Origin of the sequence: Micromonospora sp. WMMD736 (genome assembly GCF_049179015.1) — a bacterium.
GTDB lineage: Bacteria > Actinomycetota > Actinomycetes > Mycobacteriales > Micromonosporaceae > Micromonospora.
The window spans coordinates 6032009-6052989 of the sequence record NZ_JBMHMI010000001.1 but is presented as its reverse complement, the minus strand read 5'-3'; the positions used below and the strand labels follow the sequence as shown (position 1 = coordinate 6052989).

At 71.6% G+C, this 20981-nt stretch carries 15 protein-coding genes; 5 read left to right on the top strand and 10 right to left on the bottom strand.

Annotation, left to right across the window (positions count from 1 at the left end; all coding sequences use genetic code 11):
- Window positions 1–54: 54 nt before the first annotated feature.
- Genes fxsT (ACN269_RS27280) through ACN269_RS27250 form a run of 7 tightly spaced genes read right to left on the bottom strand, consistent with a single transcriptional unit; the run spans window position 55 to window position 13096 of the window.
- On the bottom strand, window positions 55–3903 hold the full coding sequence (gene fxsT, locus ACN269_RS27280; RefSeq protein WP_421475104.1) for an FxSxx-COOH system tetratricopeptide repeat protein: 3849 nt from the start codon (window positions 3901–3903) through the stop codon (window positions 55–57).
- Window positions 3904–3933: 30 nt separating this feature from the next.
- On the bottom strand, window positions 3934–7809 hold the full coding sequence (fxsT, locus tag ACN269_RS27275; RefSeq protein WP_421475103.1) for an FxSxx-COOH system tetratricopeptide repeat protein: 3876 nt from the start codon (window positions 7807–7809) through the stop codon (window positions 3934–3936).
- Entirely contained in the window at window positions 7799–9049 is a 1251-nt protein-coding gene (locus ACN269_RS27270; RefSeq protein WP_421475102.1) for a TIR-like protein FxsC, read from the bottom strand. Before ACN269_RS27270 ends, fxsT (ACN269_RS27275) begins: the two co-directional genes overlap by 11 nt.
- On the bottom strand, window positions 9046–9711 hold the full coding sequence (locus tag ACN269_RS27265; protein WP_421475101.1) for a TIR-like protein FxsC: 666 nt from the start codon (window positions 9709–9711) through the stop codon (window positions 9046–9048). Before ACN269_RS27265 ends, ACN269_RS27270 begins: the two co-directional genes overlap by 4 nt.
- A 53-nt stretch (window positions 9712–9764) precedes the next feature.
- On the bottom strand, window positions 9765–10577 hold the full coding sequence (locus tag ACN269_RS27260) for an aminoglycoside N(3)-acetyltransferase (protein ID WP_421475100.1): 813 nt from the start codon (window positions 10575–10577) through the stop codon (window positions 9765–9767).
- Window positions 10570–12900, bottom strand: a complete 2331-nt coding sequence (locus ACN269_RS27255) for an FxsB family cyclophane-forming radical SAM/SPASM peptide maturase (RefSeq protein ID WP_421475099.1) — start codon at window positions 12898–12900, stop codon at window positions 10570–10572. Before ACN269_RS27255 ends, ACN269_RS27260 begins: the two co-directional genes overlap by 8 nt.
- A gap of 4 nt (window positions 12901–12904) precedes the next feature.
- The gene (locus ACN269_RS27250) at window positions 12905–13096 is read right to left on the bottom strand and encodes a hypothetical protein (RefSeq protein WP_421475098.1); all 192 of its coding nucleotides are present in this window, start codon (window positions 13094–13096) and stop codon (window positions 12905–12907) included.
- A 139-nt stretch (window positions 13097–13235) separates the two neighbouring features.
- On the opposite strand from ACN269_RS27250, the gene ACN269_RS27245 reads away from it, so the two are divergent.
- Window positions 13236–13490: a DUF2277 family protein gene (locus ACN269_RS27245; RefSeq protein ID WP_421475097.1), complete on the top strand. Its 255-nt coding sequence runs from the start codon at window positions 13236–13238 to the stop codon at window positions 13488–13490.
- A 90-nt stretch (window positions 13491–13580) separates the two neighbouring features.
- Here ACN269_RS27245 and ACN269_RS27240 read toward each other — a convergent pair whose 3' ends face one another.
- Both ACN269_RS27240 and selD read right to left on the bottom strand, forming a co-directional pair.
- Entirely contained in the window at window positions 13581–14060 is a 480-nt protein-coding gene (locus ACN269_RS27240; RefSeq protein ID WP_421475096.1) for a hypothetical protein, read from the bottom strand.
- A gap of 216 nt (window positions 14061–14276) precedes the next feature.
- The gene (gene selD, locus ACN269_RS27235; RefSeq protein ID WP_421475095.1) at window positions 14277–15266 is read right to left on the bottom strand and encodes a selenide, water dikinase SelD; all 990 of its coding nucleotides are present in this window, start codon (window positions 15264–15266) and stop codon (window positions 14277–14279) included.
- 194 nt (window positions 15267–15460) lie between these two features.
- Here selD and ACN269_RS27230 point away from each other — a divergent pair, with 194 nt between their 5' ends.
- From ACN269_RS27230 to ACN269_RS27215, 4 genes are all read left to right on the top strand, one after another.
- Window positions 15461–16216, top strand: a complete 756-nt coding sequence (locus ACN269_RS27230; protein ID WP_421475094.1) for an amino acid ABC transporter ATP-binding protein — start codon at window positions 15461–15463, stop codon at window positions 16214–16216.
- A gap of 57 nt (window positions 16217–16273) precedes the next feature.
- On the top strand, window positions 16274–17209 hold the full coding sequence (locus tag ACN269_RS27225) for a glutamate ABC transporter substrate-binding protein (RefSeq protein ID WP_421475093.1): 936 nt from the start codon (window positions 16274–16276) through the stop codon (window positions 17207–17209).
- Between the two features lie 81 nt (window positions 17210–17290).
- Window positions 17291–17947 (top strand): amino acid ABC transporter permease, encoded by a 657-nt coding sequence (locus tag ACN269_RS27220; RefSeq protein ID WP_421475092.1) that lies wholly within the window; start codon window positions 17291–17293, stop codon window positions 17945–17947.
- 31 nt (window positions 17948–17978) lie between these two features.
- On the top strand, window positions 17979–18851 hold the full coding sequence (locus tag ACN269_RS27215) for an amino acid ABC transporter permease (protein ID WP_421475091.1): 873 nt from the start codon (window positions 17979–17981) through the stop codon (window positions 18849–18851).
- Window positions 18852–18912: 61 nt separating this feature from the next.
- Here ACN269_RS27215 and rny read toward each other — a convergent pair whose 3' ends face one another.
- Complete coding sequence (gene rny / locus ACN269_RS27210; protein WP_421475090.1) at window positions 18913–20679, bottom strand: ribonuclease Y; 1767 nt, start codon at window positions 20677–20679, stop codon at window positions 18913–18915.
- Window positions 20680–20981 lie beyond the last annotated feature (302 nt).

The window sequence follows — 20981 nt, the reverse complement described above, 5'->3', positions numbered from 1 at the left end:
CGGGCTACCAGAGTAGCGGCAGGGTACGGGGGCCTCGCCGTGCCGCCCGCCCGATCAGAGCAGGTGCGGATCGATCATCCGGACGACCAACCGCCGCTCCCGCAGGGTCCGCACGCTGGGATGCTCCTCGCCGATCACCACGGCCAGCCGGTCGGCCACCGCGCTCACGTCCCCGGCGGGGGCGTCGGCGCCCACCTGGCTCGACACCAGCGCGAGATCACCGAGGCAGCGCAGCGTGTCGGGGTGATCCGCGCCGAGCACCAGTGACAACCGGTCAGCCGTTTCCCGCAGCCGCTCCCGCGCCCGCTCCCACTCGCCCTCCTCGGCGAGGCACACCGCCCGGTTCACCTCCGCCGCCAGGGTGTGCGGATGATCGGGGCCGAGCACCTCGCGCAGTCCGCCGGCCGCCCGCACCGCCGACGCGAGCGCCGGCGACCGGCGACCGACCGCACGTTCGGCGACGGAGAGGTTGCTCAACGTCACCAGGACGTGCGGGTGCTCGGCGCCGAGGCGCAGGTCCGTCTCGTACGCCCGGACGACTGCGGTCAGCTCGGTCAGCGCCCGTCCCGCATCGCCGAGGGCCAGCAGGTTCCCCGCCCGGCTCGACCGGCATGCCAGCGTGCCCGGGTTGACCGGCCCGAAGCCCTCGTCGAGCCTGAAGTGGGCGGCCTCGAACATCGGCGCGGCCGCACCGGCCCGACCGGCGCTGCCCAGCGAGACCGCCAGGTTGACCTGCGCAGTGACGGAGACGCCGTCGTCGGGCCCCAGCACCTCGCAGGACGCGGCGTGGACGGTGCGCAGCAGGGCGGCCGACTTCTCGTACTCGCCGGCCTCGCGCAGATCGCTACCCAGGTGCACGGCGGAGACCAGCGTGGCCGGGTGGGTGGGGCCGAGCACCAGTCGCTTCCGCTCGTGCACCTCCTCGTCCCACCGGCGGGCCGACCGGTGGTCGCCGACCAGCCGGTACGAGACGGCGAGGTCGTTGGCCGCGCCCAACGTCCGGGGATGGTCCTCGCCGAACACCTGGAGCCAGGAGGCGTAGGTGGACCGGTCCCGTTCCAGCGCCTCGGCGTAGCGGCCCAGCGCGCGCAGGTCGGCGGCGAGACCCCCGACGGTCAACAGAGTGTGCGGGTGCGACGGACCCAGCAGCCTCAGCTGCTCGGCCAGCACCGCCTCGTTCAGGTCGCGGGCCTCGACGAACCGGCCCAGGCTGCGCAGGATGTTCGCCCGGTTGAACCGCAGGTGCAGCAGCTGTCGGCCCAGCGCCGCTGCGGCACCCTCCTCATCGAGGTCCCGCAGCCGCGCCGACCAGGTGTCGTCCACCTGTTGGCTGAACGCGTCGGCCTGCTCGAGGCCGCCGCGCTGCCACAGGTAGCGGACGCGGTCGATCAGCAGCTGGCGCACCGCCTCGTCGGGGCAGGTCACCGCCTCGGAGACCGCCAGGTGCGGCCAGAGCATGCGCAGCCGGGGCCAGGTGGCCGGATCGTCCACGTCGCCGGGCGGTCGGGAGGCGGCCAGCACCAGGTGCACCTGGTGCTGGGCCGTGGCGATCTCGTCGTCGGTCATCCGCTCCCGGACCACCGCCTGCAACAGCCGGTGCACCTGGATCCGACCGCCCTGAACGTCCAGTTTGAGCAGCGCCAGCCGGTTGACCTGCTGGACCAGGGCGCCGCGCATGAGCCGTTCCGACACCGACGGGTCGAACGGCACGAGGGCAGCCGCCATCTCGTCGCTGTAGATCAGGTCGAGGGCGATCTCCGGAGCCAGCACCGAGCAGAGCTGCAACAGTCGGTAGGCGGCGGGTGCCTGCTCGTGCAGCCGGTTCAGCGACAGGTCCCAGGTGGCCTCCACGGAGAGCACCTCGGGGCCGTGCCGCTCGATCTGTCGCAGGTAGTTGGCGACCGCGGTCCCGGTGTCGGCGAGCCACGCGCCCGCGGCGGCCACCGCGATCGGCAGGTCGCCGAGCGCCTCCGCCACCCGGTCGGCCTCCTGCGTGCTGATCGTGGGCACGCGCTGGACGAGGTGGGCGACGCTCTCCGTCCGGTCGAAGACGTCGACCTGGATCGGGTGCGCCCGGTCACCCCAGGCGCGGTCGCGGGAGGTCAGCAGGACGTGCCCGGGCCCCCGGGGCAGGAAGGGCTCGATCTGGTCGAGATGCCCGGCGTCGTCGAACACGACGAGCCACCGCTCGAAGGGCTCGCCCCGGCCCAGCGCCTGGAACACCGCGCGGACGGTGTCGGGCAGGGTGGGACCGGCGGCGATGCCGAGCCGGGTCGCCAGGTCGGCCAGGGCGGTGTCGATGAACTGCGGTGGGTCCGCGACGATCCACCAGACGACGTCGTAGGCGGCCTTGAACCGGTGCACGTACTCCAGCGCGACCTGCGTCTTGCCGACGCCGCCCATACCCTGCAACGCGACCGGCAGCACCACCGCGCTGCCTTCGCCGCGCAACCGCGCGCGCAGTTGCGTCAGGTACTCCTCGCGTCCGGTGAACCGGGCGTTGCGGTTGGGCGCATGGAAGATCAGCGGCTCGTTCCCGGGATAGCGGGCGCCACCGTCCGCCGGGCCGTCCCTGGGCGAGGGCACCGGCCGGCCGACCAGGCGCAGCACCCGCTGCACGGCCGTCGCGGCGCTCACGTCGACCAGGGTGGTCGTGGTGTGGGCCGGGAACTCCGCCAGTGGGCGCAGGTCGGCGACGTACACGGCGAGGGCGGTGGAGCCGGTGCTGGTGTCGCGGGCCGGCCGGGCGCGGGGCAGCGTCGCCACGTAGGCCGGCGAGACCACCGTCAGCGTGCGCGGGGCGGGCGTGCCGGCGGCCGACGCCGGGTCCACCACCTGCACACCCGCCGAGCTGAGCACCCGTTCCAGCCACTCGGCCCAGATGGCGTCCTCCGGGGCGCAGCGGAGCAGGATCCGACTGTCGAACGTCTCGCTACCCCGGTGGTAGCGGACCTTGATCCGCTCACGTACCGCCTCGTCCATCACCGGCAGCGCGGTCACCGCGCCGTCGGTGAGGATCCCGGTCAACGTCTCGAACGCGGACAGCAGCGACGTCGGCGAGCCGGGCGGATCGACGAACGTCGCCAGTTTCTCCTCGAACGCGTAGTACGGCCGGTAGGGGACCTCCACCTCGGCCCAGTACCGGCGCCGCTGCGCCTCGGTCATGCCGGTCGGCAGACCGGCGAACCGGCGTACGGCCAGCAGCCGACCCGCCTCGGCCTGCTCCTTCTCGGCCTGGTCGACCCGCATCGGCACCGGCAGGACCCGGATGTCGCGCTGCCGCGAGCGGTCCCGCACCAGGTGGGCGACCCCGGCCGCACCGTCGATGCCCTGGTCGCTGAGGGTGAAGCAGGTGACCAGGGTGTCCGGCAGGTGCAGGGTGCAGATGCCCGCGACGTCGCTGAGCCCCGCTCGGCTGTCGATCAGGGTGAAGTCGTACCGCCGCTTCATGTCCGCCCGCAGCGCCTCGAAGAACTGCGCCCCGCCCAGCCGGTTGTAGAAGTTGTCCCAGTCCAGCCCGCTCACCGACACGGCCTGGTCGCTGTTGCGCCGGCCGGCGGAGAGGAAGTCGAGGCCGCCGCCGTCCGGGAAGTTCCACCGCAGCGGGAGCGCGTGGCGGCCGACCCGGACGGACTGCTCCGACCGGTCGCCGACGCGGGAGGTCTCCCTCTCGAATTCGTGGATCATGTCGATCACGCCGCTGGCGTCCCCGATCGTCCCGGCGTCGAGGAAGGGGTGGAAGAAGCGGTGCAGGCCGGGTGATTCGAGGTCCCAGTCGGCGACGAGCACCCGCCGGCCGCTGGCCGCGAGGATCCAGGCCACGTTGGCCAGCGCCATCGTCCGACCCGTCCCACCCTTGTACGAGTAGAAGGTGACGACCTGCCCTTCGCGGTCGGTCTCCATGACGTCTCTCCGATCCCGACGTCGCGTCGGTCAGAAGGGGTGGGGATCGACGATCCGGGCGACCAACCGCCCTTCCCGCAACGCCCGCACGCTCGGGTGTTCGGCCGCGACCACCCCGCCCAGTTCCACCACCTGCGTGGTGATCGTCGCGGAGGGCCGGTCGCCGCCGCTCTCGCGCGCGACGAGCGCCAGGTTCGCCAGGCAGCGCAGAGCGTCCGGGTGGCGCGGACCGGAGGTGGCCGCCCAGCGGTCGGCGACAGCACGGAGGCGTTCGGACGCGCCGTGCCGGTCCCCCTCCTCGGCGAGGCAGATGCCGAGGTTCTCCTCCGCGGCGAGGGTGTGCGGGTGGTCCGGGCCGAGCACCTCACGCAGCGCGGTGGCCGCCCGTTCGGCCGTCGCGCGCGCCTCAGCCACCCGGCCCACGGCCCGCTGCGCCGCCGCGAGGTTGCTCAGGGCGCCCAGCGTGTGCGGGTGCAGGACCCCCAGCCATTGCTCGTAGATCCTCGCCACCTGCTCCGCCTCGGTCACCGCGCGAGCGGTCTCGCCCAGCGCCAGCAGATTGGCCACCAGGGCGGCACGGCAGATCAGGGTTTCCGGGTTGTTCCGTCCGAACTTCTCCTCCAGCACCGGGTACGCCGCGTCGAGGAGCCCGGCCGCCTCCGTCGCGTGGCCCGCGCTGCGCAGCGACACGGCGAGGCTGACCTGGGCGTTCAGGGTGTCCCCTGCCTCGCTGCCGATCTCCTTGAGGTTGGCCAACTGGTGGTGCACGGTACGCAACAACACGACGGACTTGTCGTACTCGCCGGCCTCCCGCAGGTCCCGTGCCAGCTGCGCGGCCGAGTGCAGGGTGTACGGATTCTCCGCCCCCTGCACCGCCCGGCGGAGCTGGAGCACGGCCTCGTCCCGAACCCGCGCCGATCGGAAGTCACCCACCAGGCGGTAGGAGTGGGCGAGGTTGTTGGCCGCGGAGAGCGTACGCGGATGCTCCTCGCCGAGTTCCTCGCGCCAGGCGTCGTACGTTTCCCGATCACGTTCGATCGCCTTGGCGTACCGGCCAAGAGCCCGTAGGTCGGCGCCCAGGCTGCCGGCGGTCATCAGGGTCTGCGGGTGCCGGTCGCCCAGCAGCGCCCGCTGCTCGTCGAGGACCTGCTCGTCCAGGGCGAGCGCCTCGTCGTAGCGGGCGAGTGCCCGCAGCACGTTCGCCCGGTTGAAGCGCAGGTGCAGCACCTGTCGACGTAGGGTGGCCAACTCGTCGGTGCCGTAGAGGCGGTTCAGTCGCTGCGACCACACCGCGTCGACCTCTTCAGCGAACGCGTTCGCCAGGTCGAGCTCACCCTGACGCCAGAGATACCGCACCCGGTCGATCATCAGTTCCCGGGCCGACTCGTCGTGGCAGCGCACGGCGCCGGACGCCTCGATGTGCGGCCAGAGCGTCCGGAACCGGTCCCAGGTCTGCGGATCGTCGGCGTCGCCGCGGGGCCGGGACGCCGCCAGCACCAGGTGGACCTCGTGCCGGGTTTCGGCGACCTCGTCCGCGGTCATCCCCTCCCGGACAACCGCCTGGAGCAGACGGTGCACCAGCACCCGCCGCTTCGGCATGTCCATGGTGAGCAGGGCCGACCGGTTGATCCGCTGGACCAGCGCCCCACGGACCAGACGTTCGGAGACCGACGAGTCGAAGGGCGCCAACGCCTGAGCCATCTCGTCGCTGTGCAGCAGATCCAGGTCGATCTCCGAGGCCAGCACGGAGCAGAGCTGCAACAGCCGATAGGCCGCCGGCGACTGCGTGCGCAGTCGCGCCAGGGAGAGATCCCAGGTGGCCTCCACGGACAGCGCGCTGGGACCGTGCCGCTCGATCTGCTCCAGGTACGCGTCGACCGAGGTGCCGGCGTCCGCCAGGTACGCGCCCGCGGCGGCTACCGCGACTGCCAGGTCTCCGAGCGCGTCGGCGATCCGATCCGCCTCCTCGTCGGTGAGGGAGGGTACCCGGCGTCGCAGGTGGACGACGCTCTCCGCGCGGGCGAAGACATCGACCTGGATCGGGGTGGCCCGGTCCCCCCAGGCGGGGTTGCGGGAGGTGAGCAGCACGTGCCCGCCGCCGCGCGGCAGGAAGCGTTCGACCAGGTCGACCTCCTCCGCGTTGTCGATCACCAGCAGCCATCGCCGGGCCTCACCCCGCCCGAGCGCGTCCAGGATCGCGTGCACGTCGTCCACCCGGTTCGGATGGCCACCGACGCCGAGCCGCGTGGCGAAGGCCGCCAGCGAGTTCTCCACGTCCGCGCCGGCCGAGTCCGTCGCGCCGACGGTGATCCACCAGACCACGTCGTACGCGGACTTGAACCGGTGCACGTACTCCAGGGCGAGTTCGGTCTTGCCGACACCACCCATCCCCTGCAGAGCGACCGGCACGGCGGCAGCCCCGCCGCCGGTCAGGTGCCGGCGCAGGATGGCCAGCTCACCTTCTCGGCCGGTGAACCGCGCGTTGCGGTTCGGGGCCTCGAAGACGGCCGGCTCGGCGGCCGGAAAGCGCAGGCCGGCATCGCCCGGACCGTCGGTGCGCAACGGGGGTGGCCGGTCCACCAGCCGGAGCAGTCGCTCCGCCGCGGTCGCCGCGCTGACGTTGACCAGATGGGTGGAGGAGGCCACCGCGAACTCCGCGAGCGGCCGCAGGTCGCTCACGTAGACCGCCAGCGGGGTGGTGCCGGCGGCCGGGTCCCGCGGGGGCAACGCGGCGGGAGGCAGGGCCACGTAGGCGGAGGAGAGGATGGTCAACGTACGGGCCGGTGGCGGGACGGCGGGCTCGGCCGGCTGGGTCCAGTCGACGACCCGCACGCCGGCGGAGCTGAGCACCCGCTCGATCCATTCCGCCCAGACCGCGTCCTCCGGGGCGTAGCGGAGCATGAGGTCATCGTCGGGGAGTTCGTGGCGGCGCCGGAAGCGCGCCTTCTCCCGCTCGCGCACCGACTCGTCCATGGGCGGCATCGCGCGTACCGCCCCGTCGGTCAGCTCCGCCGTCAGCGTTTCGAACGCCGCCAGCAGCGAGGTAGGCGAGCCGGGCCCGTCGCCGAACGTCGCCAGCGTCTCCTCGTACGCGTAGAACGGCCGGTATGGCACCTCCACCGCCGCCCAGTAGCGTCGGCGGTCCGCCTCCGTCATGCCGGTGGGGAGCCCGGCGAAGCGGCGCATCGCAAGCGCCCGCCCGGCGTCGGCCTTCTCCTTCTCCGCCTGGTCCACCCGCATCGGCACCGGCAGGATCCGGATATCGCGGCGCGGATAGTGGTCGGCGACGGCGCGTGCGACCTGAGCGGCACCCTCGATGCCCTGGTCACTGAGGGTGAAGCAGTCGACCAGGACGTCCGGCAGGTGCAGTGTGCAGATGTCGGCGACGTCGCTGAGCCCGGTCCGGCTGTCGATCAGGGTGTAGTCGTACTCGCGCTTCATGTCCGCGCGCAACGCCTCCAGGAACCGTTCGCCGCCCAGCCGGTGGTAGAAGGTGTCCCAGTCCAGGCCGCTCACCGAGACGGCGTAGTCGCTGTTCTGCCGACCGGCGGAGAGGAAGTCCAACCCGCCAGCGCCCGGGAACTCCCAACCCAGCGAGAACGCGTACCGGTTGACCCGGGCGTACTGCTCGACCCAGCCCTCCGGCCGTTCCGCGTTGCGCATCGTCTCCGACTCGTAGTCGTGGATGAGGTCGATGACCCCGCCGGTGCTGCCGACCGCGGCCACGTCGAGGAACGGGTGGAAGAAGCGGTGCAGGCCGGGCGATTCCAGGTCCCAGTCGGTGACCAGCACGCGCTTGCCGTTGGCAGCCAGGATCCACGCGACGTTGGCCAGCGCCATCGTCCGGCCCGTTCCGCCCTTGAACGAGTAGAAGGTGACTATCTGACCGTCGCGCTCATTGCTCATCGGGCATCTCCGGGGCTTCGAACGATGACGAGACCGAGGTGCGCAGGCTGGGTGGCCGGGTGCTGGGCACCGCTGCCGGGAACACCGCGCCGTGCTTCAGGTACAGCCGTCGGGCCTCGGTCACCACTGCCGGTACCAGTCCGGCGAACTCGTCCATCCGGCCGACCCACCGGGGCCGCGGTACGCCGGCGTCCTGCAACACGCCCAGCGCCAGCCGCGCCAGGTCCGCGCCGCGGTGCGCGTCGCGCGGCTCGTCGGCGTCGGTCACCAGCAGCGGCACCGCCCACGGCGGAAGCGCCCGCGCCGCAGCGCGCAGGGTGGCCACGCCGCCGGGACGCTGGGTGATCCACGGATCGATCAGGATCAGGCCGGGACGGACCTCGAGCAGGTCCTCGGCGTCGGCGAAGTCGGTGGTACGCGCCGGCAGACCGAGTCGCTCGGCGGTGCTCGCGGCGTAGTCGGCCAGGGGAAGTTCCTGTCGTGCCCCGAACGGACGCCACAGCCGGCTGCGGTCGGCGTACGAGGACGCCTCCCGTCCCTCCGGCGGCTGGTCCCGCGTGGGCGCCAGCACCGCGACCACGAACGCCGGGTCGGCCGAGGTCTGCCGCGAGACCTCGTCCAGCGCCGGCGCCCGGGATGGGCGCAGCCAGAACCGTCGGGTGGGCTCCACGATCCGCCGCGCCAGGCGTCGGAGCAGAAGCTGATACTGCTCCCGGTAGGCGCCAAGCATGCAGAGCGCGCGCATGCCGTTCTCGGCGTACGCGGGGACGTCCCGTCCCAGGTCCAGCGCGCCACCGAGTTCGGGATGGTTGTCCCAACTGGGAACCGGGATCCAGAGGACCGGCACGACGTGTTCGGCCGGCACGACGGGGGGCACCGGTTCCGCGTCCGCGACGGTGCCCAACCGGGCGAGGAAGGACTCCTGCTCGCCCAACGCCCACGGCCGGTTGAAGTAGCCCGGCGAGTAGAGCGGCACGAACACCTGGGCCGCGCCCAGGGCACCCGCCAGGGCCGCCTTCACGTCGGCGCCCGGGGGTATGTGCTGGTCGATGAAACCGATCTCCACACCGGGCCGTGGCGCCGCCAGGCGACCCACCTCGCCCGACAGGTCGGCGAAGAACCGACCGACCCAGACGTCGGTGTCGGTGCGGGCGCTCTGCATCGGCGCGGAATGCGCGTAGCTCAGGAAGAAGTAGGTCTCACGCGTCGGCGCCGTCCCGGCGGCGGTGCGCGGCATCATACGGCGGCCTCCTCGTCGAAGAGCGTGCGCAACTCGTCGACGCCCTTGGGCACCATCGGGTGTACCCGGTAGGCCCGATGGATCGCCACCACCCGCTGGGCGAGACGCCACACCACCGCGCGGTACGCCTGCTCCATCTGCATGGTCAGCAATCCGTAGACCCCCTCCTGCTCGTACAGGCGCGCAACGGTGTTGTCGTCCGGTATCGCGGTCGGTGAGAACCGTTGGATGGCACGGATACTCGGCGGCAGTGACGCCTCGGCGGTCGGTGACCAGTTGACGGGCACGATCGCCGTCTCGTGCGCGGAGACGCCCGGACTACGCGGTTCGATCCGGCGTCGCGCGAAGGCGTGCCACTCCATCGCACACCATGCGCTGCTGAGGAAAGAGCTGGACACCAACGGGATGAAAACCTGGCAGGTGCCGGCCGCGTTCAGCAGTTCGGGGGTCCATCGCTCACCGCCGGAGAGCGTGCTGTCCATGAAGCCGGGATCAACCCCGGTCGGCAGCCCGACCAGCTCACTGACGTGGGTGGAGAGGTCGTCGAAGAATCGGTAGACGTACTCCTGGGGATTGTTGCCGGCCCGCCGGACCGTCGGACGGGAATAGCTCAAGAAGAACAGCGGGGACTGCGAGTCAACGACCGATACCGCTTCGCTCACCGTCGTTCCTCCGCCGTCCGGAAAGCGACCGGGATCTCAGCGTAAGGCGTTCGTCAATGGCGCGGGCTGATCCGGTTGCTGACGAACCACTTTACGGCGAAGTCCACTGTGGGGGGTATGGGCAGCAATCGGGCGACCGCCCGCCCGACCGTGCCACGACGCACGAACGGCTCGTCGTCCAGGCACGCGCCGAGGGCGCCGAAGTCGCTGTCGTCCAACTCCGGTGCGACGAAGTCGCAGCGCAGTCGCCTCCCGCCCACCTGACGGTAACAGCGGTAGGCCTGGGTCGGAACGTTCGGCAGCCGGTATTCGGCGAGGTGCAGAGCGCTGCACGCGTCGTACCCGACCCCGAGGAGCAGCACGTGGCCCCCGGTGTCGTACATCCGACCCACCGGGGACCGCTGCCCCAGGTGGGAGTGCAGGACATGGTCGGCGGTCAACAGGTCCGCCCGGCGGCCGACCGCGGCGAACGAGGTCTGCGGATGTGCACTGCGGACGGCTCCCGGCAGGAGACGCACGTACTCGGCGAACGTGCCGACGCCCTGCGCGGGCGTGCGCCCCCGGTCCCAGCCCGGCATGGTCGCCTCGTACCGCAGCCGCTCGTCGGCGCTCATTCCCCGGGTCGCCTCGTGCCACGTACGCGAGGTCGTCGAGTTGCCCGCGTTGTGTGTCGGTACGACGAGCGTGCCCTCCGGGCCGAGCACCGCGTGCAGCGCCTCGGCCAGGGTCTCCGCCCCCTTCGCCAGTGGGCCCACCCGGCGCAGCGACGAGTGCACCAGGACGTCCTGCCCGGCGGCGAGGCCCACCGCACGCAGGTCGGCGGCGACGGTGCCGACGTCGAGCGGGGGCGTCGGCGACTCAGCCACGAACCAGCTCCGCCAGCCCCCGCCCCATGGTCGCCACGAAGCGCTCACCGGCTTCGGTCAGCGAGCCGCTCGCCGCCAACGCGTCGAGTGCCTGGCCCGTCCAGTCGCGGAAACGGTCGGCGTGAGTGGCGGCCATCGGATCGGTGGGTCCGTCGGCGACGACGCGGGCGTGCCACACCTCGGCCACCGCCAGATGCGCATACGCGCCCTGGAGCACCGCCTCCGCCGGCCGTGGATCGGGGCGCCAGCCCACCGGCAACCGTACGGGCGATCCTGGTTCGACCAGGTCGTACAGGTCCAGCACCGCCCCGAGCTTGGAGTGCTGCCACTCGTGCACGAGCAGCACCGCGAGCGCCTCGGGGACGGCCACCGGTCCCGCCGCCACGGCTCCGAAGGCGTCACGGGCGGTGGCACTGCTCAACGCGGTCGTGGGTGAGGGGTCCAGCGGAACGATCGCTCGCATTCCTCGGCTCATCCCCTCCGCGTGGTGGGGGACGTCCCGTTCGACGAGCCGCCATGCCTCGGTGACCGTCTGGGCCAGAGCGACCGCCGGCTGCTCCGCCAGGCGCTCCCGCACCGGCTGCCCGTAACAGTCCCTTGCCGGGTCGAGGTCCTCGATGATCAGCCCGTGGCCGGGCAGTCCGCTTCGCCGGGTCGGCCGCCAACCCGAGGGCCAGGTGCCTGGCTCATCCAGGCTCACGTCGTACGTTTCGGACCCGGCGAGCAGCCGGAAGCCGCCGGCACGGGCGGTGAGCACCACCGCCTCCATTCCCGTCGACGGCAGCCGGAACGCGCCCACCGTGGGCAGGAAGACCTGGCCACCGACGACGGGGAGTCGCACGTCGGCGGCGATCCCCCCACGGACGGCGATCGCCGCGGCGATCGGGGCGAACGGGTCCGGTTCGGGGGAACGGGGCACGGATGACCCGGCATCGTGTCGCAGCAGCCGCATCATGCGGGGGCGGAGAAACGGATGTGTCAGCACGGTGCGGGCCGTCTCCGGCGCTGCGGCGTCCAGGTGGACGAGGAGGTCCCATCCGGGGCCGGGGCTGGACACCTCCCGGACGGCGGCGAGCAGCGCGCGGTCGATGGCCAGCTGGGAGTTCACCAGGAACTCGATGGACTCCGGGCCACCGTGGCCGCTGGCGAGGTCGTCCAGCATCCACTGCGTGTCGGGCGACGCCAACGCGGGTCCGGCCGGGTGCTCGTCCATCGTAGAGATCAACTTTCGGAGATCGGCACAGTAGACCGACGGGTTGTCGAAGCCGGCCCCGGTCCGGTAGCGGTGCGCGTACAGGCCGCCGCCGCAGCGGGCGACCACCGGGCACGATCGGCAGATCGCCGAGAGGCCCGCCAACCCCGTCTGCCGCACGGCCACACCGGGATGCCGCGCCGCGTCGTCCACCGTGTGGTCGAAGACATTCAGGTCGGTGGCGGCGGCGCCGTCGTACGCCACCTTGAGCGAATCCGCCTGCTCCCAGGCGCCGTCGGTCTCGACCACCACCAGGTCCGCCGGCAGGAGGCCGACCGCCTCGGTACCCGCGGTCGTCCCGCCCGGAAGCAACGCCTCGAACAGACGGATCGACACCGGACGACCGTCGTCGACCCACCGCCGGTAGATCCGGCCCAGCCAGTCGGCGTAGGGGGTCGGGACGCCGCCGGGCCGGGGCGGCGGATGGTCCCACGTGTGGTGCGGTAGGAGCAGGTCGATCCGGGGTGGCTCCTCGGCGAGCAGCGCGGCGTAGACCGCCTCCGGGTCGTTGGCCACGTCGACCGTGCAGAGGATGCCGGCGTAGCAGGCGCGGTATTCCGGGCGTCGGAGCAGGGCAAGGGCTCGCCGGACCGGATCGTGGCTGCTGGCGCCGTTGGCGAAACGACGGTGCCGGTCGTTGGCGACGCGGTCACCATCCAGGGAGACCCCCACCTTGACGTCGTACTCGACGAAGAGGTCGCAGAATGCCGCATCGAGCTGGACGCCGTTGGTCTGCAACCGCAGATCGAGCGGGACGATCGGGTCGATCGCCGTCCGCAGCCCGCTGAGGATCCGCCGCATCCGCACCGGACCGAGCAGCAAGGGTTCGCCGCCGTGCAGCACGACGTGGACCACCGGCAGTCCGTGCGCCCCGGCATGGTCGGCTATCCGGGACGCGGCCGCGTCCAGCGTCTCCGCCGTCATCTCGCGCGGTCGGCCCCGCCAGGTCTGGTCGGCGTGCTCGTAGACGTAGCAGTGATCGCAGCTCAGGTCACAGCGGCTGTGCACCTTCAGGACGTACTGGCCGATCGCGGCGCTGGGCCGAGTCGGCGCGGTTCGCCCAGCCGTCATAGGGTCAGATGGCCGAGTTGAACGCGGCGACGGGCACGGTCGTCTCCGCCGGTCCGGTGACCGGAGGTAGGACGCGGCGCAGGAGCACGTCGACCGTCTCGGGGTGCTCGGTCGCGACCTGGTCGAGCCGAGTCCTCAGGATCGACGCGATCGGGTCGGGACTCCGACCGGCGGGCGGTGCGGGCTTCTGGTCCACAGTGAGTCTCCGGGTCCCGTGGGCACGCCACGAGAGGTGTGATGGTCGGCCCGAGGGCCCTGACGCGCCACCAGAATAGGCAACAGCCCCAACGATGTCATCGTTGGTCAAGTAGCGCACGAGACGTGAAGGAGCGCACATGTGCCGGAGCATCAAGACGTTGCGGGAGCCGTTCACCCCGCAGGTGACCGACGCCGACATCGAGGCGGCGGCGTTGCAGTACGTCCGGAAGATCTCCGGCTTCCGCGCGCCCGCGGCACACAACGCCGCCGCGTTCGAGGCCGCCGTGGCCGCCGTGACCGAAGCCACCCGCACCCTGCTCGACCAGTTGGTCGTGCGGGGTGGGTCGAACGCCGCCGATCGACCGGCCGCCACCGCCAGCGGGCGCGGCTGACGCCCCGGCCGGCTCGGCTGAACGGCCGACCGCCTCGGCTCGCGTCCTCCGGCCGGCTCGGCGTGCGCCGCCCGAGCTTCCCGCTGGTGGTCAGGCCGCGGCGAGGACCGGCGCGACGGTGTCGGGCGCCCAGCGCGAGCGGTGACACTGCGACCAGCCCCGGCAGCCCGGGTCGCCCAGCGAGCAGAGCCGCCGCTTGCTGAGCACCTCGCCGTCGTCGGTGTCCCGGACGTCGAAGTGCACCGGGCGGACCGTGCCGTCCGGTGCGACGAGCAGGTGCCGGCTGGCGTCGAGCGTGTCGTCCCGCAGCAGGCAGTCCCGGCCCAACAGCCGGGCCAGCGCGGCGATGCTGGCGTGCTCGGAGAGCCGCTCGGGCACCCCGTAACAGTCGATCACCGTCGGGAACTCGCCCGGCGCCTGCCAGACGTCACACACCACTGCGTACGCCGGCAGCCGCGCCGGGTCCGCCGCGGCCAGCGGCATCACCACCCGACCGAGCGCCTCGGCCAGCGCCGGGTAGACCTCCACGGGTCGCACCCGGTCGATTCTCCAGTTCCACAGCTCGGTCATTCCGCCTCCTCGCTGCGTTCGTCCCACCGGCCTCCGGATCGGGCCTTACTGACGATGGTGGGGGGCATATGACCTCAGCCGGGGGCAAGTTACCGGTCTGTGACCATTCCGGGCAAAATTTCCCTGAGCGGCATTGCTCGGAGTAGCGGGAAGGTGACAGTTTATCGGGTATCGTGCGCCGGCCGGTACCACCGGGCCAGCGTGTCCCGCCACCGGTCAGCGCAGGACGACCAGGTGCTCCCCGCGGGGCAGCAACTCCCCCACCACCGGTGCGCCCGGCAGCTCACCCGCGACCAGCAGACCTCCGGACGTCTGCGCGTCGGCCAGCAGCAGCCGCTCCCCCTCGTCGGCCGCGCCGAAGTCCGTCCACGGGGTGACCCACTCCAGGTTGCGCCGGCTGCCGCCACTGACGTACCCGTCGCGCAGCGCCTCCCGCGCGCCCGCCAGGTACGGCACCCGGGCCGTGTCGATGGCCACCGTCAGCCGGCTGGCGCGGGCCAGCTTCGAGGCGTGACCGAGCAGACCGAACCCGGTCACGTCGGTGCCGCACCGGATGCCGGCGGCGACCGCGGCGCGGGCCGCGTCCCGGTTCAGGGCACTCATCGAGGCGACCGCCTCCGGAAAGCTCTCGCCGGTGGACTTGTGGCGGGTGTTGAGCACGCCCACGCCGAGCGGCTTGGTCAGGGACAGCGGTATCCCGGCCCGGCCGGCGTCCAGAGTGATCAGCTCCTCGGGACGTACGGTGCCGGTGACCGCGAGGCCGTACTTCGGACCGTCGTCGTCCACGCTGTGCCCGCCGGCCAGGTGACAGCCTGCCTCCCGGGCCACGTCCTGGCCGCCGCGCAGCACCTCCCGCGCCAACTCCAGCGGCAGCACGTCCCGCGGCCAGCAGAGCAGGTTCAGCGCCACCAGCGGGGTACCGCCCATCGCGTACACGTCGGACAACGCGTTGGCCGCGGCGATGCGCCCCCAGTCGTACGCGTCGTCGACGACCGGGGTGAAGAAGTCCGCGGTGCTGACCACGCCCGTGCGCTCGTCCAGGCGGACCACCGCGGCGTCGTCGCCGTGGTCCAGGCCGACCAGCAGCTCGGCGGTGCCGGTGGCCGGGCCGAGACCGGCCACCATGGCCTCCAACTCACCCGGCGGGATCTTGCAGGCGCAGCCGCCGCCGCGCGCGTAACGGGTCAGCCGTACGGGTTCCGTCATCCCCCCATGATCTCGGCAACCCCGTGCCACCGCCACCGTCGCGGCCCAGCGCTGACCGAAACCGGACCCCCGACGACGATCGTGACCGGTGTTACCGCTCCGTGACCAACTGGGTTGCGTTCTGCCACATCACGCCGCCTACAGTTGCCCAACCAGGGGTCGACCGACCCCGGTCCGGGGAGACGACAGGGACGGTGGACGACGTGACGACGGGCGAACCGCTCATCGTGCTGGACGCGGTCAACAAGTGGTTCGGACCGCTGCACGTGCTGGACGACGTCTCGCTGTCGGTGGGTCGGGGCGAGGTGGTCGTGGTCATCGGCCCGTCCGGCTCCGGCAAGTCGACGCTGTGCCGCGCCATCAACAGACTGGAACCGATCAACTCCGGCACCATCACCTTCGACGGTCAGCCGCTGCCCGCCGAGGGCAAGCCCCTCGCCCGGCTGCGCAGCGAGGTGGGCATGGTGTTCCAGTCCTTCAACCTCTTCGCCCACAAGACCATCCTGGAGAACGTCACCCTCGGGCCGATCAAGGTCCGCAAGGAGAAGCCCGCGGTGGCCCGCGAACGCGGTCTGGCCCTGCTCGACCGGGTCGGCATCGCCAACCAGGCGGACAAGTTCCCGGCGCAGCTCTCCGGCGGTCAGCAGCAGCGGGCGGCGATCGCCCGGGCGCTGGCCATGCAGCCCAAGGCGATGCTGTTCGACGAACCCACCAGCGCCCTCGACCCGGAGATGGTCGGCGAGGTCCTGGACGTGATGACGTCGCTGGCGCGTGACGGCATGACGATGGTCGTGGTCACCCACGAGATGGGCTTCGCGCGGCACGCCGCCAACCGGGTCATCTTCATGGCCGACGGCCAACTGGTCGAGGACGCCCCGCCCGCGGAGTTCTTCGCGAACCCGCGCAGCGACCGGGCCAAGGACTTCCTCTCCAAGATCCTCACGCACTAGGCGTCCGTAGTGGAGCGCGCCGCACAGGGGCGGGCTCCGTCGAAGAAGGAGAAGAGTATGCGTATGACGCGCGTGGCGGCGGTCGCCATGATGGCCTCCCTCGCCCTGTCCGCCGCGGCCTGCGGCAAGGAGGGTGAGCCGACGCCGAGTGCCGGTGGAAACGCCTCCGGCGCCGCCCAGGGTGACACCTGCAAGAGCTCCGGCGCGACCTTCACCCCGAAGACGGACGCTGCCGTCGCCGGCAGCCCCACCTTCGACAAGATCAAGGCGGCGGGCACGGTCTCCGTCGGGGTCAAGTTCGACCAGCCGAACCTCGGCTACAAGGACGCCCAGGGCAAGCGGTGCGGCTTCGACATCGAGATCGCCCAGTACGTCGCGAGCACGCTCGGCATCGACCCCGCGAAGATCCAGTACAAGGAGATCGCGTCGGCCAACCGGGAGACCGCGATCAAGGGTGGTGAGGTCGACTACTACGTCGGCACCTACTCGATCACCGACAAGCGCAAGAACGACATCTCCTTCGCCGGCCCGTACTTCGTCGCCGGTCAGGACCTGCTGGTCCGCAAGGACGAGTCGTCGATCACCGGCAAGGACACCCTCAAGGGCAAGAAGGTTTGCTCGGCCACCGGCTCGACGCCGATCCAGAAGGTCCGCGACGAGGGTCTGACCGAGGCGAACAACATCGTCGAGTTCAAGACCTACTCGGAGTGCGTGTCGCAGCTGCTGGACAAGAAGGTCGACGCCGTCACCACCGACGACGCGATCCTCAAGGGCTACGCGGCGCAGGACCCGGAGGGGCTCAAGGTCGTCGGCCAGCCGTTCAGCACCGAGAAGTACGGCATCGGCCTGCCGAAGGACGACAAGGCGCTGCGCGACTACGTCAACGACCAGATCGAGGCCGCCTTCACCAACGGCACCTGGCAGAAGATCTACGACGGCACGCTCGGCCTCTCCGGCTCGGCGGGCACCCCGCCGAAGGTCGAGCGCTACTGATCGACCGGCTCGACACGAGTAGCGGCGCCGGGCGGGGCTCGTCCCCGTCCGGCGCCCGTGGAGAGGGACTGAGAGCGAGGCATGGGCGAGTTCTTCCGCGTACTGACGGACAACGGGCAGCTGTTCGTCGAGGGGTTCACCAACACCGTCAAACTCTTCCTGATCGCCGCGGTCGGCAGCCTCGTCCTCGGCACGCTGCTCGGCGCGATGCGGGTCTCGCCCGTACCGGCGCTGCGCGCGTTCGGCGCCACGTACGTCAACCTGGTGCGCAACACCCCGCTGACGTTGGTCTTCGCGTTCCTCGTGTTCGCGGTGCCGAAGCTCGACGTCAACTTCGAGTACGACACCAGCGCCGCCATCGCGCTGACCGTCTACACCTCGGCGTTCGTCTGCGAGGTGATCCGCTCCGGCGTCAACACGGTGGCCGCCGGGCAGGCCGAGGCGGCCCGCGCCCTGGGCATGACCTTCGGGCAGGTGCTCACGCTCATCGTGCTGCCGCAGGCGCTGCGCGCGATGGTCCCGCCGATGGTCAGCGTCTTCATCGCCATGCTGAAGAACACCACGATCGCCGCCGGCTTCTCGGTGCTGGAGGCCGGCGCGATCCCGGCGTACATGGCCGAGCGGGGCGAGCCGCAGTTCGCCGTCCTGCTCTGGATCACCATCGGCTTCCTGATCCTGATCCTGCCGCTGGTGGCGTTGCAGCGGTTCCTGGAGCGCAAGTGGCGAGTGGCCCGATGAGCCCCGCAGTCGCGAACGAGAGGTGGCTGAGTTGAGCCAGGCATCGGTCCTCTACGACCTGCCCGGACCCCGCGCCAAGCGGCGCAACGCGATCCTGGGCGTCGTCGCCACCGCCGGCATCATCGCGCTGGTCGCCTACATCGGCTACAAGTTCACCGACACCGGCCAGTTCGAGGCCCGCAAGTGGGAGCAGTTCCAGTACGCCTCGGTGCAACGCGAACTGCTCGGCGGCCTGTGGGCCACGCTGAAGGCCGCCGGCATCGCCGCGGTCCTGGCGCTGCTGTTCGGCGCGATCTTCGCCAGCGGCCGGCTCAGCGACAAGTGGATCCTGCGGGCCCCGTCGACGTTCGTGGTGGAGCTGTTCCGGGCGATCCCCCTGCTGATCCTGATCTTCTTCGGCTACTACGTGCCGCTGCAGTACGGCTGGTCGATCGACAAGCTGTGGGCGCTGGTCATCGGGCTGATGCTCTACAACGGCTCGGTGCTCGCGGAGATCTTCCGGGCCGGCATCAACGCGGTGCCGTACGGGCAGACCGAGGGCGCGTACGCGATCGGCATGCGCAAGAACCAGGTGCTGCGGCTGATCCTGCTGCCGCAGGCGGTGCGGTCGATGCTCCCGGCGATCGTCAGCCAGCTCGTCGTGCTGCTCAAGGACACCGCGCTGGGCTTCATCATCACGTACCCCGAGCTGCTGTTCGTCGGTAAGCAGATCGGCGGCCGGTTGCCGTTCGGGCTGCCGTACGTGCCGACGTACCTGATCGTCGCGACGATCTACATCGCCATCTGCGGCGCGTTGTCGATCCTGGCCTGGTGGTTGCAGAAGCGGATGGGCCGGAGCCGGCGAACGGCCGCTGCGGTGCTGCCCACCCAGGAGACCGGCGAGGAAGCCCCCCGCATGGTGTGACCGGGAGCGGAACGAACGACGGGCGGGTGGCCGAGGCCACCCGCCCGTCGCGTGTCGCAGGTCAGCGGGCGATCTCGGTGACCCGGGACTCGCGGACCACGGTGACCCGGATCTGACCCGGGTAGGTCAGCTCCTCCTCGATCTGCTTGGCCACGTCGCGGGCCAGCACGGCCGCGCCGATGTCGTCGACGTCGTCCGGCTTGACCATCACCCGGATCTCCCGGCCGGCCTGCATGGCGAAGACCTTGTCCACGCCGAGCTTGCCGGCCGCGATCTCCTCGATCCGCTCCAGCCGCTTGACGTACGCCTCGAGGCTCTCCCGCCGCGCCCCCGGCCGGCCGCCCGAGCAGGCGTCCGACGCCTGGGTGAGGACGGCCTCGATGGTCTGCGGCGGCACCTCGTTGTGGTGCGCCTCGATGGCGTGCACCACGTCCTCGTGCTCGCCGTACTTGCGGGCCAGGTCGGCGCCGATGATGGCGTGACTGCCCTCGACCTCGTGGGTGAGCGCCTTGCCGATGTCGTGCAGGAACGCCGACCGCTTGATGGTGGGCACGTCGAGCCGCAGTTCGGCGGCCATGATGCCGGCGATGTGCGCGGTCTCGACCAGGTGCTTGAGCACGTTCTGCCCGTACGAGGTGCGGTAGCGCAGCCGGCCCAGCAGGGTCACCAGCTCGGGATGGATCTCGGTGATGCCCACCTCGACCAGGGCGTCCTCGGCGGCGCGCAGACAGAGCTGCTCCACCTCCTGGCGGGCCAGGTCGTAGACCTCCTCGATCCGGTGCGGGTGGATCCGCCCGTCCAGCACGAGCTTCTCGAGAGTGAGCCGGCCGACCTCGCGGCGCACCGGGTCGAAGCAGGAGAGCAGCACCGCCTCGGGGGTGTCGTCGATGATCAGGTTGACGCCGGTGACCGATTCGAAGGCACGGATGTTGCGGCCCTCGCGGCCGATGATGCGGCCCTTCATCTCGTCCCCGGGCAGATGCAGGACGCTGACCACGCTCTCCGCGGTCTGCTCGCTGGCGACCCGCTGGATCGCGTCCACCACGATGTGCCGGGCCCGCTGCTCGGCGGTGTTGCGCGCGTCGGACTCGATGTCGCGGACGAGGAGCGCCGCCTCCCGCTTGGCGGACGTCTCGATCGCCTCGATCAGCTCCAACCGGGCGGACTCGGCGGTGAGGCCGGCCACCCGCTCCAACTCCCGGCGGCGCAACTCCTCGGCCTCGGCCAGCTCGGTCTCGCGCTGGGCGAGCGCGGACTCGCGGGCGGCCAGGGCGGCACCGGCCGCGGTGAGTTGTCGCTCCCGCTCGGCGAACCGCTCCACCTCCTCGGTGTGCAGCCGCTCCCGCTCGTCCATCCGGGCCGCCCGCCGCTCCACCTCGGCGGCCTGTTCGCGGGTCGTGGCGGCGAGCACCGCGACCTCCCGCTCACCGCTGCGGCGCGCGGCCGTGCGGAGCTGCTCGGCGTCCGCCTCGGCCTGCTTGTGCGCCCGTTCCAGCACGGTGTCCGCCTCGGCGCGGGCGTCGTCGAGCACCCGGCGGGCCTCGGCCCGGGCCGCCTTCGCCTCGGCTTTGGCCGCCGCGGCTTCGGCGCGGGCCGCGGAGGCGGCGGACTTCGCCACGTCGATCGTGCTGTTCGCCTGGTCGGCCGCGTCGCGCAGGGCGGCCAGGGACTGCTGCTGACGGTCCTTCTCGGCGATGAAGGCGGGATCCTCCGGGGCGGGCGTCGAGCCGATCCGCCGCAGTGTCCGGATGCCGACCAGCACCGCCGCGACCACGACCACGGCGAGGATCAGGACGGCGGCGAGGAGCACCACGTCGAGGGCGTTCATGCCGGAACCCCGCGAGGTCCGTCCGTGCGCCTGTGCCGCCGCCCCGCCATGGCCGCCTCCCCTGAACGTCATGACCGCAGCGACTGTGCCCAGGGCACACTCCTGCGGCTGTGGACGCCCGACCGGAGCGGCTGGCCGTAGATAGCTCTCTCCGCCGGCGGTGCCCTCAGGCATCGTCGGCGACCGGGTGCAGTTGTCGCGGCGTCCCGGACCGGCCAGTCCGGAACTGCCGCCAAAGGCCGTGGAGCCGGCCAAAGTGATGCTGTTCTGTTACGAGATCTATGTTGTGCGCTTAGCCTGCG

Excerpts from the sequence above, each read along its gene's own strand:
- selD (WP_421475095.1), bottom strand. The coding sequence starts at position 15,266 with ATGACGGAACCCGTACGGCTGACCCGTTACGCGCGCGGCGGCGGCTGC.
- ACN269_RS27255 (WP_421475099.1), bottom strand. The coding sequence starts at position 12,900 with ATGACGGCTGGGCGAACCGCGCCGACTCGGCCCAGCGCCGCGATCGGC.
- ACN269_RS27270 (WP_421475102.1), bottom strand. The coding sequence starts at position 9,049 with ATGATGCCGCGCACCGCCGCCGGGACGGCGCCGACGCGTGAGACCTAC.
- ACN269_RS27225 (WP_421475093.1), top strand. The coding sequence starts at position 16,274 with ATGCGTATGACGCGCGTGGCGGCGGTCGCCATGATGGCCTCCCTCGCC.
- ACN269_RS27220 (WP_421475092.1), top strand. The coding sequence starts at position 17,291 with ATGGGCGAGTTCTTCCGCGTACTGACGGACAACGGGCAGCTGTTCGTC.
- rny (WP_421475090.1), bottom strand. The coding sequence starts at position 20,679 with ATGAACGCCCTCGACGTGGTGCTCCTCGCCGCCGTCCTGATCCTCGCC.
- ACN269_RS27240 (WP_421475096.1), bottom strand. The coding sequence starts at position 14,060 with ATGACCGAGCTGTGGAACTGGAGAATCGACCGGGTGCGACCCGTGGAG.
- fxsT (WP_421475103.1), bottom strand. The coding sequence starts at position 7,809 with ATGAGCAATGAGCGCGACGGTCAGATAGTCACCTTCTACTCGTTCAAG.
- ACN269_RS27245 (WP_421475097.1), top strand. The coding sequence starts at position 13,236 with ATGTGCCGGAGCATCAAGACGTTGCGGGAGCCGTTCACCCCGCAGGTG.
- fxsT (WP_421475104.1), bottom strand. The coding sequence starts at position 3,903 with ATGGAGACCGACCGCGAAGGGCAGGTCGTCACCTTCTACTCGTACAAG.